The organism is Candidatus Nanosynbacter lyticus (assembly GCF_030253515.1).
GTDB classification, from domain to species: domain Bacteria; phylum Patescibacteriota; class Saccharimonadia; order Saccharimonadales; family Saccharimonadaceae; genus Nanosynbacter; species Nanosynbacter lyticus_A.
The window spans coordinates 281,876-295,262 of record NZ_CP124549.1; the positions used below are offsets into that span (position 1 = coordinate 281,876).

Genomic DNA, 13,387 nt, shown 5'->3' on the forward strand with positions numbered 1-13,387 from the left:
TTATACTACTCCCCGCCCAGCGTGGTATACTGAAACTTAGTATGAAACATTGGCTACATTCACATCACCCATTTCGGATTTTTTGGTTTTCGGCGCTATTAACACTGGCGTTGGGCGGGCTGATTTTCGGACATTTGGGTGCGAGCGGCTTGTGGTTATTCGCGATTTTGGTGGTGCTGGAAGTGACATTTAGCTTTGATAACGCGGTGATTAACAGTAAGGTGCTGGCTGGCATGAGCCAGGTTTGGCAGAAAGTGTTTTTGACAGTTGGAATTTTCGTGGCGGTGTTCATGGTGCGGTTCGTGCTGCCGATTATCATCGTGATGGTGGCGAGTGGCCATGGCTTCATGGAAGTGGTTGATTTGGCGCTGCACAGGCCGGCGGAATACGGTCATATCTTGCACGAGGCCTCGCCGATGATCGATGCCTTTGGCGGCGCGTTTCTGATTATGATTGGCCTCAGTTATTTCATCGATTATAACAAGCGCGTGCACTGGATGCGGCATGTCGAGCCGTGGCTGGCTAAGGCTGGGCGGTTTGAGAATTTCAAGGTGTGTTTGATGCTGGGTGTGGCGGCGGTGCTGTACTTTACGGTTGAGCCGCCGCATCGGGCGCTGGTGCTGATCTCGTCGGTGCTGGGGATTATACTGCACATTGGGCTGGAACTATTTGGCTCATTCTTTCACGAGGACGACGCTAAATCAGCTAAGGTCAAGACCGGCTGGGCGGCGTTTGCCAGCCTGCTCTATCTGGAGGTGCTGGATGCCAGCTTTAGCTTCGACGGCGTCATCGGCGCCTTTGCCATCACTAGCAGCGTGCTGCTGATCGTGGCAGGCCTGGGTGCTGGGGCGATTTGGGTGCGGTCGCTGACGGTGTATTTGCTGCGGACGGGTGTGCTCGGCAAATATAAATATCTGGAAAATGGCGCGCACTGGGCGATCATGGCGCTGGGTATGATGATGATCGCCAAGCTGTTTCATCTGGAGCTGCCGGAGTGGGCGACGGGCGGTTTGGGGCTGTTGTTTGTAAGTTTGGCGGTTGGCAGCAGTATGCTGGAGGCGCGAGCGATTAATTTACAAGAGGCGGCCGCGGCGAAATTGCACCGTGCTGAGCGGCGGTTGAAACGCGGCGCGGCGAAAATTGTGCCGCGGAAGCGACGGTAGTTGTTGGTACTTTGGGTTTTTCGTTTCGGGCGTGAGCGTTTGCTGTTGCGACATTGTTGCAATAAGAATTTATTTGGTTTAATCTCGCAGGCGTAGTGGCGTAGCGATGTGCCGGGGACTAGAGCTTGACGCTGAGCGGTTCGATCGTATCGTCAAGAAATGTGCTGATCAGCTTGATCGCTTCGGGGATTGTCCAGTCGCGGAGGATTTTGTGTTCATCGTTGTTAAATTTACTAAGGACGAAATCAACATCGCCAATTTGCCGCCGCAGTAAATTGTCGGTGCCGATACGAATATGCCAGAAATCAGCGCCGATGTGAGTATGTAGCGATTTTAAGCCGTTGCTACCAGCGTCGCGGCCGCCTTTTCGGACACGGATTTTACCAAAATCAAGGTCAGTGTCATCGTGAATAATTAGTAAATCATCCAGTGCCAGTTTATAAAAATCTAAGATCGCTCGCGCGGCAATGCCGACTTCGTTATAGTATGTCGTTGGTTTGACGAGGAGGATTTTTGCTCCAGACATGTTTAATTCGGTAATATCCGCCGAGAATTTTGGCTTATTGCTAAAATGTGCACTCTGCCCTGCCGCCAACTGGTCAATCACTAAAAAGCCAGCATTATGTCGCGTGTAAGCATACTTTTCGCCAGGATTACCAAGGGCCAGAATGACTTTCATAGCCTTAGTATATCACCTCGGCCAGGATGACGTATAATAGATGTATGGCGAAACGCGATGACGATTTGGAATTTAGTGTTAATGCGGCGTTTGACGAAGAGCGGGCGGTCGTTGACAAGGTGCCGCTTTATTTGGTGAATGGCTCGCTGGGTGCCGGCAAGACTAGCGTGCTGGAATTCTTATTGCAACAAAGTGACTATAAGGGCGCGCGAGTGATTGAAAATGAATATGCCAATGAAAATGTCGACGGCTATCGGCTGGAGGGATTGGCGGAGATGGTGACGACGCTGGCTGGTGACTGTGTCTGCTGCTCGTCGAAGCATGCGCTGACGCGGATGCTGCTGGACTTTTGTCGTAATTCTCCGGCGCCAGTGTTTATCGAGGCGGCGGGTGTGGCGCGAACGATGAATTTGGTTGAGAAACTGATAAACGCACAAATCTTCAATAAGTATGAACTGATGCAGAGTTTTTACGTGATTGATGCGCACGAGATTTTGCGCGGGATTGAGCCGGCGCACGAAATTGAACTGCAAGCCGCAGACGTGATTTTGGTGACCAAGGAAGATTTGCTGAATGATAGAGAGCGAGATGAATACGAAGCAAAACGCCGCGCCCTGCCCTACGCCAAGGTTTTAAGCGCGCCGCACGGTCAGTTTGACCTCAGCAAAATCATCACGCCGTCGGGACTGCTGGCGTTTTTTGATACGTACGACGGCGAGCTGGCGGTGCCGGATAATCCGACGTACGCCGTGCTGGATGTGTCGGGTATGAATATCTCTGCAATGGCGCTAGAAAACATGTGGCCGGAGTTGTTCAGGGCGTATGGCCTACGGCGGATGAAGGGGTGCTTTATCAGTGACAGCGGCGTGCGTCAGCATGTGGAGGCGACCGAGCAGCAGATTCAGTTAACTAGTGCCAGGCCCGAGGAAGCGGCGAAGATCGTGCTCATCGGCGAGCGAGCAGATGAAATCACGCGCGATATCTTGCAGATGCAGCTGATGATGTTTGAATAAATCATTCCAATGAAAATAGCCCACCGAACGAGCTCAAGCTGCATGCGGGTTTATTCAACCCGAGAGATAGAAAAATCCTACCTCAATCAGATTGAGCGCATACGGCGAGCTATTTTCGGTGGGCTGTTAGCCCTCTTGTGCTTCTGGAAGCATCTTGATGAGCTTCTCCGTTGTGGCCTCTGCACAGTTGGATACTGCTACGTCCATCTGTGCAAAAATATCTTCTGCGATTTCTCCTCCTGCCGCGATCGCGACAGTAAGTAGCTGTGTGAAGCGCTGCAGTTGGCGCCCCATCTCCTGTTTAACGAGCTCTTGGTCCTCTGGGTTAAGGGCCAAGAGCTTTTCTTGAACCGTCAACTGAGGCTCAAATCTAACCCTCCCAATTTCGGGCGATGCGATCTCGATAGTCAACATGACGCTTTCCTTTCAACAAAAAGCTCAAAGCTAAAGGGCGACTTCCGCCCTAAGACAAAACTTTGAGCAAAAGCTGATATATATATCACTAATAGAATAAAATGTCAATGGATTTTGTCAAAAATGTGATATAATATCTTCTCTCACCCCTGTTATGATCATAGACAACTTTTTTATAGAAAATAGTAGCCGGTGTTTTCTGATAACAGTAACTTGGTGCAGCATGATAAGAACGGATCGGAATGTGGGTATTTCAAGAACATCAAAACGCCGATAAGTACATAAGTACGTCGGCGTTTTGTTAGGATTCTCATAGCCTAGAGACACTTGATATCAAGCGTGTAATTGTTACTGGGCCTGAGATGGAAGAGGTGAGCGGTATCCACTTTGTCGCTCGCGTACTTCGTTATACCATCCTAATAGCTCTTGACCATGATCCCAGCCCCACGCTGAGTCTGGCAATAAATAACCAGTTACTGCATTAAACAATGGATCTGAGGTATTTACCCTGATATCCAATATTTTTAGGGCCTCTTCGGCAATATCTGCTACGGTTGCAGTCTCGTTATTGTTGAGATGATCTTCTATGAGCTTTGCCAATAGGAATGTGTAAGAGCTGTACATGACTCCTCTTGCCTCAAACTCACTCGTAAATGGCTCTGCTTGTATTGGGTTATCTCTGTCGCCATAGATATTAGGTGGTAGCTGCGCCGCCGCCGCTCCAGTAAGGTGTATTTCTACGTCCCAGAGTTTTCCTTTTAGCTCCTCATATTTTTCTTTTCTGTTGATAATGGTATCTGCCCGCTGAATATCATAATCATCTCCAGCATTGCGCCGAGCTTCATCTTCCCGCGCTTCAGCGGCAAGGACTTCTTCTGGTATATCGTCCAGATTTTTTATCACGAGTGGATATGTCTCTGCCATTACAGGATGCTCGCTATACGGGTCAGGAACTTCTATCTGCTGATCACGGTGTCCGCGCATAACTCGCGCCCAAGCTGCCTCTAGTTTTTCGGGATCAGAATTTTCATATACGGGAACACAAACACCACCAAAAATAAGTAGTACCGGCTGGCCTTCTTCTGGTGCTTCTGGGCCGTTACTGATAGTGTATTTGGCTATACCTACTGCATCAGAGAAAAATATTCTGGCATCAGCAAGGTCGTCGCCCAACGCAAGCAATGGGGCTTTTTCCAGCGGCCCGCTATACATTTCAGGTTCGCTAGGTTCAGGGGTGACTTCGGTATGATCGTTAGTGTCAACGGGTGTTTCTGGATCTGCCTGAACTTCTTCCTTGATACCCGCAGGATTTTCCTGAAGCGTGTCCCAGGGGGTTGCAGGATTATTTTGCTCTTTGCTCAGCATTCCCTCAGGTGGCTTTGGTATTCCTGTCATAGTTATAACTCCTCTCGCATGGATTTTAGTGTGCTGAGATTATATCAGCGGTGTAGTACTATGTCAAGGTTATGAGAATTCAGCTACAGTTATTACTACGCCGTTGAGTTGGTTCATTTCTTGTCAAGAACAACCAAGTGCTCAATATGCGGTGTGCGCGGGAAAAAGTTGTAGCCATGATGATGGACGATGCGGTAGTGTTGTTGGAGCAAGGCGACATCGCGGGCTTGGGTGACGGGATTGCAGCTGAGATAGAGGATGCGCGGCGGCAGCTGTTGCAACAATGTCGCAATAACGTCGGGATGCAAGCCGGCGCGCGGCGGGTCAACGATGACGATTTCCTTGCCTGTAATGTAGTCGAGAGCTTGTTCGCTGGGAGCGAGGACAGCGCGGGCGTCAGTGCGGTCAAGTTCGGTGATGTTACGCTGCATCTCGGCGACGGCGTGTTCGTTGATTTCTACCAGTGTGACGTTGCCATCAGCAATGGTCAGGCCGATGGTGCCAACGCCAGCATAGAGGTCGATGGTTGATAATTTGACAGCTCGAATATCATCAGAAAATAATCCGGGACCCACGTAAAGTTGCCCAGATTTTTTCTGAGATATTGCTCGCTGTTGACTATCGGTGTTATCATGTGCCGCCAACTGATCCAGCTGGCGCTCTTGGCGCGCCTTATTGTACGGTACCCATTCCCGCATATCGCATAGCGCCTGCTCGTAAACCGGGATGTTGACTTGGAAAAAGCCTTCGCAGGCGTAGCAAAATGGCACACCAAGAATGGTGTCGGTCAAGGTGGTGTTGCCGAAATGCGCTAGTTGCTCGGTGATGCGGCTGGCTGGTGAGCGCGGGTCGGAGTAGATGACTTCCCCGCCCTGAGCCGGTAATTTGGCGGCTTCATCAGCGGTAATTATTTCGGGCAAGCGATCCTTGATATACAGCTGCCAGACGCAACTTCCTGACTGATCGCAGCGGACGAGCAAGGTCTTGAGCTGGCGAGCCGCGACGCGTTTATGGCGCAGTAAATCACGGATAGCCCGCGCCAGGTTATTGATTTCTGGGTGTGCCAAACTTGTGCCCTCGACGACCACCTTGCCCTTGCTGCCGCGACGGAAAAATGCCAAGTCAAGCGTATCAATCGATGATTCTTCACGGTCGCTATCCGCGTCTATCCCCCGGGTATCATCAGAGGATAATTCGGGACCTGAGACAATCCCAGATTTTTTCTGAGGTACCGCTCGGGATACTACCGATTCGCTGTACCAGCTAAATTCAACTTTGTTGCGATAACCATATGCGACATTGTCGCAATAAATATCAATCGCTGCTGGTAGTGTGACATTATGCAGTGTAAACGCATCATTAATCAACTGTGCCTTATACGTCTGCTCAACTTCGAGTGGAATAATCTGCCACGGGCTGGTCGACAGATAACTATCTGGGTCACGTGGCTGGATGCGGTCGGGGCTTGGCGAGATTACTTCCTCGGCGACCGCCTCGACGAAGTGCGATTTCTTTTTGGTAATGCGAACGGTGACGGTCTCGCCCGGCAGCCCGCCCCATACGAAACATTTGCGGCCGTCAGCCAGCGTTCCTAGTGCTTGCCCGCCACCAACAATTTTCTCTAGTGTCAGCGTCTCGAAACTCTGCCGTCCCATCAAAGCTATTATAACAGATTAGAAGTTGCACTCTGGCACGCCGCCAAACCAGCCGTTTTGCATATTGCGGCCAGTGCGGCAGGTGGTGCCATCTGAGAGCGGCACCTTTATGGCGTAGCGGGTCGGCACGACGCTGGAAGCGTGGGTCGTGTCAGTGGCTGCGAGATACCAATAATCGCGGCCTTCGTGGTCTTTCGGCAGCTGCTTGATGTAGCGTGGAATGAGAAGTGCGCCGAGCTCGCCGCCATTACAAATCTTCATATTAGCGGTGTTATAAATGGTGCAGGCGCTCGTCGGCCATGGATATTCGCCGTTGTCCGAACGATATTTCTCGATCGCTTCCTTGAGCATTGAGATATTTGACTTGGTTTCGTTGTCGCGAGCGGTGTTGTAGGCATTGCGCCAGACGAGGCCGCCTAAGGTAGCGAGGATCGCGATGACCACGATAATAATGATAATTTCGACGATAGTAAAGCCATACTGCTTATGCATATGATGATTGTAGCGCGTTTTGAGCCCGATCGCAAGGCTGGTAATTAGGTGATTATTATGCTACACTAATCCTTGGTATTGGGCCGTCGCCAAGTGGTAAGGCACCAGGTTTTGGTCCTGGCATTCGGGGGTTCGAATCCCTCCGGCCCAGCCATAGAATTACACATCAACCGTCTAGTCTGTAATGGCTGGGCGGTTTATTTGTCGAAGTGTTGCTACTTGGCCTATAATAAACACCAGTGACCAATAGTAAAGATGAAAAGTTAAAGCTGCTCTATATACAATGCCGAGACGCATATCACGAATGGCTTATAGAGCAAGGAGTAGACGATAGCTTCGGGGGTATACCATTTCCTGGATGGTTTTATGACCCCTACAACATCCCTGCTGAGTTGCTGTTTAGGGCATTGTACGGAAAAGTCAATAATAAGACCACAGCGCGCGCTGAATTTGATAGCAAGCTTCTTAGCATGGTTTATAAAAATGATACCTATGACAGAGAATCGCTAACAGCAAGGCCACAGGACTTAGAATACAAGAACTTCACTGTTTGCTTTCAAATATATTTTCGGTCAAAGACTGCCAAAGTAGATCTATTCAAAACACAACTTACTCTTTCCGGTATTAAGTTTACATGGTGTAGCGAGCGAGCGTTTTGGAAGATAGTTGATAAGGTTGGTGGCATGAATGAGTATTTGCAGTATCGAAATAAAGTTTTTCCAAAGCTCAACAACGAATTTGGTACTTACACAGTTAAGGCTCAGGTCGCCGACCTTACTGTAGAAGAGGCTGTTAATAAAGCTGCGAGAGCTTTTCAGGGTTTTATGGACTGTGTTAATGTCGTACAGTCGTTTAACCGTCAGAAACGTAAGCTCTCACACGGCCCGAACGATAATAATATGGCCATAAGTGACGTTGGTGTGTTTGTTGCAGAGGAAGATAGCAAAGTCGAGATACTCTGGTCTAATATAAGAAGACACTCTTTGCCTTCGGAAAGTCTTAATAGTTTAGATATTGGTAAAGAGCGTTTATATAAGGTGCTGATAAGGGCGTTTCAGGATAATAATTCTGTAGTTGCCGAGCGATTGAAGTATACTGTTATGGAATTTGCGTCTGCTTTGAGTGCGGAAGATCCAAATCTTGGCCTGTTGGGATTTTGGAGGTGTCTAGAGATTGCTACCAGGAAAGCAAACCAACAAACTCGCAAAGAAGAAGAAATACTAAATATATTCAAAAATTATCACCCTGAGGAAAAGTACTGGAGACAGCAAGGGTCTCTAATAAAGGAAGTTCGCAATACTTACGTTCATCAGGGCGTCTCTAGTGTAAAGGATACGCCCGACTACTACCTAAACTGGTCTAAGCAATACGCTGAAGCTGCCATTGGGATATTAATATGGCTTTACAATAACCGTGCGATATGGAAAGATAATGACGATATCGATATCTTTTTTGATCATTATAGCCAGTCGAGCCACAAGCTTGAGCTAGCTGGAAAGGTATTAAGGGGGCGCAGTGTTCGCGTTGCATGATTACAACTCGTGAGGCTCCAAAACTTCTACTTTTTCGCCTCTTGTCTCTTATTAAAGAAGTAGATAAACTGCTTTATTATGGCCTCCTTAAGCTCGGGGGATTTTTCATTTCCCACTTTTGCGATAGTGCGAATACTATTTGTCGTCGGACGCTCAAACAGTACAAGATCTACCTCCTGTATATTGCCTAGAGTGCCATATCGCGGATCGGATATGATAATTTGGTGCAAAGTATCAATATTGATAATGGTATCTATACTAAGCATTATATCTGGTGTCAAATCTCTATAGGTATAATCGCTTTTGCCCATAGTATGCCAAGTTCCTACGAACTGTAGTATAAAGCCTATTACATCATCTGCTGACTGTATCTTTTTCTCTAAATACTGACTAGTCTCCTCTCTGGTGGAAAGCTCAGCCCATCTTGTGTATAGTCGGATAGATGAGCCATTTTGACTGAGTAGCGGCAATTTATCATTCTTAGCAAAGCACCTGATACACTGCAAAGCGGTAGTCTTATATTGTTGAATTTGATCTTTTTTCAGTTCAATAGAGTGATTACCCTTATTTGTACTGTAATGGATTACGTGGTCTATAGTGCGTGAGAATGTATCTATTCTGTCTTGGTCGAAGAGATGATTAATGAGAGAGATATATCCTGTGGTCTTTTCATCTTTACTTTCACTGGCAAGTATGTCATCGATAGTAAATAACACTCTCTCTAATGCCGTAAGTGTTAGTGAAGATGATCTGGCAGTAGGCATTCCTTCGATTAAATCCAGTAGACATGTACAGAATACTATTTTGTTTTTTATGACACTGTGTCTTTTAGAGATAATCCATAGTGCTGTGGCAATATTATTCTCGTTGATTATGTGTAAGTTTTTACGAATAGACGCCTCATCAACAGAATTCGTTAGTAAATTCATAACTGCAACATCAGAGATATCCTCTATTTCGTCAAGCGATGCAAAGAACTTCTCGAAATAATAGTCTGAGGCAATCCGCTGGTGGTACCGTAGGTCATTCTCATTTATATTGCCATAGCCCTTAAGTGTATATGCAACAAAAGGAAATAATTCTTGTACTATCTCTAACCAACGATCGTCGCCTCCGAAAGTATCCTGAAGGTCCTGCTTGCGAGAGGTGTCGTCATTAATGCCATATTTAGAGCTGATTTTTTCTATTAACATATCCCCGTTGTTTTTGATTCTTTCATATAGGCCATCGTCAAATAGGCGAATAATTTCAAGTACTATGACATCAACCATATTCATCTCTCCGTGGCACAGGGGAAGTCTAAACAATAATGAATTATTCAGTCGGTTAATATCTCTCGGTGATTGTATATATGCACCCAGGTCGTGATACCCGAGTATAAGTCGGAATCGCTCTATTTCATTTTCCTCTAAGACAATGGAATGTTGCTTACAGATTGATTCAATAGTAGCCGCCAGCATCCTATTTAGCGACGACCTGCTTGCTTTGGGTAGCTCAAGAGGTATTTGTATAATTTTTTCGAGGTATTCTTGGCCGCTGGCACCTTGTGGAAGGAATTGTTCAATTGCCGATGCAACATACCTATTGTCAAATGGAAGTATATATACTATACCGGCATAGTTTGCTATTTGGGCGATTATATGCATCAGATCTGTGATGCTTTGACTTTCAAGTCTGTCTATGTCATCAATGACAACGATCACTTTTTTACCTGATTCCTTAATTTCTTCCTGTGTTTTAATCTTAATCTTATTTATGAAGTAGCTTGATTGTAGTATCCTGCTGACATAATCCATGCTCGCTGTAATCCTACCGAGGTATATGGACGTCTCCTTGCGACCCCCAGAGTTAAGGTCGATCTCTATAGTGGAATCAATTGGAAGTTTTGCTCTACTTAATTTGCCGAAGAATCTGCTAGTTTTTTCTCGAAAGCCGCCGAAGGCTTTGTCGGTAACTTTTTCGTATATGTTTTTAAGAATTTCATGAAAAATTGCGTCGCCGTTGCCATTAAGCTCCCAGGCATTAAGTTTGACAAGGACTGGTTTATTCTTTCTCGTGCTGTCATTAATTCTTTGTTCAATTAAATTAATAGTAGATGTCTTACCGGAGCCCCAGCTTGCATACAGGCCGATGATAAAGCTCCTCTCTTTGTCGAGTGAGTTCAGGATACTGACTATTTTTTCTGCAAAAGAAAGCCTTCCAAGTGAGTCATATTTCTTTGAATTGATCGGACTATCAGAGCTATAGGTATTCATTCTACAGATCATTATAACCCACAGTATAAAAATAGCTAATAAACTATTGGTTTCTCGGTGTAAGCACCCCCTTTAATGCACCTTTAGCAAGCTTGGCTTGTTGTATATAGCTCTCAGTTGCCAACATATCGCGGTCGATCATAATCATAATTCATAAGAGGCTTTACTTTTTACCACTCTAAGGCTTGAGATTTTCATGCTTAGCTAATTTGGCTTGCCAAGAACACCCCTCGTATTGCATGGGTGTTCTTGTGTATTCTGTAGCTTATCTCTTCCTCGCAACATACTTATGCCATTCGGAGATGACAATTGGGATGATGAATGATATCAGGCTGATGACGATCATGTCGCTGAGGGCGACGTGTGCGATGTGGAGGATTTCACCAAGCGGCCCAAAGAAGACCAGGATTTGCAGGACGATAGATAGGCTCATACCAGCGTAGAAGCTCTTGTTCATGACTTTCAGGCGCTTCAACAGTGACTCGTCATCGGAGCGAGCGTTGAAGGCATTGGCCCACTGGCTGACCACTAGGGCGATGAAGGCCATGGTTTGGGCGTATGCATGTCCTTGTCGCTGTTCGAAGAATATGTAAACCGCCAAGGCGATGGCCGACATGGTGCCAGCGACGATGACCATCCGCCAGATCATTTGGTGGCTGAGAATCGGTGCGTCGGGGTTTTCGGGCGAGCGGTTCATGGCCTGCTTTTCGCCCGGCTCCAGGCCAAGCGGAATGACCATCGAGGTGTCGGTCACCAGGTTCACCCAGAGGATTTGCACTGGCTCTAGCGGCGTCTTGATACCGATGAGCAGCGCGCCGAGCATGGTGATCAGCTCGCCAGTGTTAGTCGACAGTAGATAAAACAGCATCCGGCGAATGTTGGCGATGATGGTGCGCCCCTCGCGCATGGCGTCGATGATGGTCTTGAAATTATCGTTGAGCAGAATGATATCGCCAGCGTCTTTGGCGATGTGCGAGCCCGATCCCATAGCCACGCCGACATGGGCATTGGTCAGTGCCGGTACGTCGTTGACGCCGTCGCCGGTCATGGCGGTGATGTGGTGCTTTTTGAGAATGGTCAGCAGGCGGTATTTTTGCTCGGGGATGACGCGGGAGAAGACTTTGGTTTTGGTGACGATGGCGTCCAACTGATCATCAGACAACTTGGCCATGTTACGGCAATCAAACACCTCGTCGCGATCCTCGACCATGCCAAGTTCCCGGCCAATCTGATAGGCTGTCTCGAAGTGATCGCCGGTGATCATCCGCACCGACACGCCCGCTTTCAGAGCCGCTCGGATAGCCCGCGGCGCCTCTGGTCGCAGCACATCGGCCACGGCCACGAAGCCAGCAAATGTCAGGCGCTGCTTGCCCAGTTGATCAAAGCCAGCAATTGCCTCGTCTAGCTCACCCATCGCCAGCCCAATCACTCGGTAGCCGCGGGCGGTCATCTCATCAAGCATCTGCTGGGCACGCTTCTTGGTGCGGGCCGACACGCGACAGGCCGCCAGGATGGCTTCGGGTGCACCCTTGACGTACAAGCGAAACTGCCGGCCGTGATGCCAGATGGTGGCGGACATGGCGTGGGCTTGACTGAATGGCAGGTCACGAACTGGCGCGTGGCGCGGGCTGGCGCTCTGCTTGCGGGCGTATTCATTGAGAGCGATGTCCAGCGGATCGTGGCTCTTGGCGTGAGCGCGGTTGACCGCTAGCCCGATGATGCGGTCGATGTTCTCTGTCGCCTCGTCCGGTGTCCAGGTTTGCTGAACGGTCAGTTTGTTCTTGGTCAGGGTACCTGTCTTGTCGGTGGCGATGGTGGTGATGACGCCGATGGTCTCGATGGCGCGCATCTGATGTACTAGCGCCTTTTTGGCGGCCATCCGCCGCATCCCTAGGACCAACACCACGGAGATCGCAATCGGCAAGCTCTCCGGCACGGCGCTCACCGCCAGGGCCATGACGAAGCGCAGACTCTCTAGTACATCCATGCCGCGCAGCAAGCTCAGCCCAAAGGCGACGAGGGCGATGGCCGAGACAGCGGCGATGACTCTGGTGATCAGGGTGTCGATTTTTCGCTGGACTGGGCTTTGGGTCGATTCGCGCTTCGAGAGCATGGCGAGATTACCGAACTCGGTCTGATTGCCAGTGGCGACGACCACGCCGGTGCTGGTGCCGCTGACGACGAATGAGCCTTGAAATAGCATGTTGGTTTGCTCGTACATTTCTTTGGTGCCGGTGAGGGCATCGGTTTGTTTGGAGATCGGTAGTGATTCGCCGGTCAGCTGCGCCTCGTCTACCCGCAAGTTGGTGCTACGAATGAGGCGGATGTCGGCGGGGACTTTCTCGCCCTCGGCTAGCGAAACGACGTCGCCCGGAACTAGCTGACTGGCGTCGACGCGGGTGGTACGATTGACTCGGTGGACATCAACTTTTTGGGCATCGTGGCGCGACAGGCTGCGTAGCACGCGGTCGGTCGAGAATCGCTGAATATAGAAAATAACGGCCGAGATGGCGGCGATGACGAAGATAATGATGGCGTCAATGGCCTCGCCGTGCCAGAGGCTGATGATGGCGGCGATGAGCAGGACGAGCATAAAAATGTCGAGGAATGGCTCGAGGATGATGCGCCAGAGCGGTTCGGATTGGACTTTGATGATATTGAGGCCATAGCGTTTTTGGCGGCGCTGGACTTCGGCCGCGCTCAGGCCGCTACTCGAGGAACCCAGTCGCCGCAGTACCTCGTCGCTTGATGATTGATAAAAATGCATACGGTTATTATAGCGTGAAGTG

The 13,387-nt window shown here is 48.8% G+C and carries 10 protein-coding genes and 1 tRNA gene; 4 read left to right on the plus strand and 7 right to left on the minus strand.

Going from position 1 to position 13,387, the window contains the following annotated elements; translation table 11 throughout:
* The first annotated feature begins 41 nt into the window (after window positions 1-41).
* Entirely contained in the window at window positions 42-1,163 is a 1,122-nt protein-coding gene (locus NLML1_RS01460) for a DUF475 domain-containing protein (RefSeq protein WP_285441790.1), read from the plus strand.
* Between the two features lie 118 nt (window positions 1,164-1,281).
* On the opposite strand, the gene pth is transcribed toward NLML1_RS01460, so the two are convergent.
* Window positions 1,282-1,842 carry an aminoacyl-tRNA hydrolase gene (gene pth / locus NLML1_RS01465; RefSeq protein ID WP_285441791.1) on the minus strand — a complete coding sequence of 187 codons (561 nt, stop codon included), beginning with the start codon at window positions 1,840-1,842 and terminating at the stop codon, window positions 1,282-1,284.
* A gap of 44 nt (window positions 1,843-1,886) precedes the next feature.
* Here pth and NLML1_RS01470 point away from each other — a divergent pair, with 44 nt between their 5' ends.
* Window positions 1,887-2,855: a GTP-binding protein gene (locus NLML1_RS01470; protein ID WP_285441792.1), complete on the plus strand. Its 969-nt coding sequence runs from the start codon at window positions 1,887-1,889 to the stop codon at window positions 2,853-2,855.
* Window positions 2,856-2,981: 126 nt separating this feature from the next.
* On the opposite strand, the gene NLML1_RS01475 is transcribed toward NLML1_RS01470, so the two are convergent.
* The 4 genes from NLML1_RS01475 to NLML1_RS01490 form a co-directional block, all read right to left on the minus strand.
* The gene (locus NLML1_RS01475; RefSeq protein WP_285441793.1) at window positions 2,982-3,269 is read right to left on the minus strand and encodes a hypothetical protein; all 288 of its coding nucleotides are present in this window, start codon (window positions 3,267-3,269) and stop codon (window positions 2,982-2,984) included.
* A gap of 348 nt (window positions 3,270-3,617) precedes the next feature.
* Window positions 3,618-4,664 (minus strand): hypothetical protein, encoded by a 1,047-nt coding sequence (locus tag NLML1_RS01480; RefSeq protein ID WP_285441794.1) that lies wholly within the window; start codon window positions 4,662-4,664, stop codon window positions 3,618-3,620.
* 113 nt (window positions 4,665-4,777) lie between these two features.
* Window positions 4,778-6,319 (minus strand): class I SAM-dependent RNA methyltransferase, encoded by a 1,542-nt coding sequence (locus NLML1_RS01485; RefSeq protein WP_285441795.1) that lies wholly within the window; start codon window positions 6,317-6,319, stop codon window positions 4,778-4,780.
* An 18-nt stretch (window positions 6,320-6,337) separates the two neighbouring features.
* Complete coding sequence (locus NLML1_RS01490) at window positions 6,338-6,811, minus strand: type II secretion system protein GspG (protein WP_162324571.1); 474 nt, start codon at window positions 6,809-6,811, stop codon at window positions 6,338-6,340.
* Between the two features lie 79 nt (window positions 6,812-6,890).
* Between NLML1_RS01490 and NLML1_RS01495 the strand changes: the two genes are divergently transcribed.
* Together NLML1_RS01495 and NLML1_RS01500 are read left to right on the plus strand one after the other, a co-directional pair.
* Window positions 6,891-6,965 (plus strand) — tRNA-Gln (locus tag NLML1_RS01495).
* Window positions 6,966-7,050: 85 nt separating this feature from the next.
* A complete protein-coding gene (locus tag NLML1_RS01500; protein WP_285441796.1) occupies window positions 7,051-8,343 on the plus strand; it encodes a hypothetical protein in 1,293 nt (430 codons plus the stop codon).
* Between the two features lie 26 nt (window positions 8,344-8,369).
* On the opposite strand, the gene NLML1_RS01505 is transcribed toward NLML1_RS01500, so the two are convergent.
* Together NLML1_RS01505 and NLML1_RS01510 are read right to left on the minus strand one after the other, a co-directional pair.
* On the minus strand, window positions 8,370-10,598 hold the full coding sequence (locus tag NLML1_RS01505; protein ID WP_285441797.1) for a KAP family P-loop NTPase fold protein: 2,229 nt from the start codon (window positions 10,596-10,598) through the stop codon (window positions 8,370-8,372).
* Between the two features lie 265 nt (window positions 10,599-10,863).
* Complete coding sequence (locus NLML1_RS01510) at window positions 10,864-13,365, minus strand: cation-translocating P-type ATPase (RefSeq protein ID WP_285441798.1); 2,502 nt, start codon at window positions 13,363-13,365, stop codon at window positions 10,864-10,866.
* Window positions 13,366-13,387: the final 22 nt, after the last annotated feature.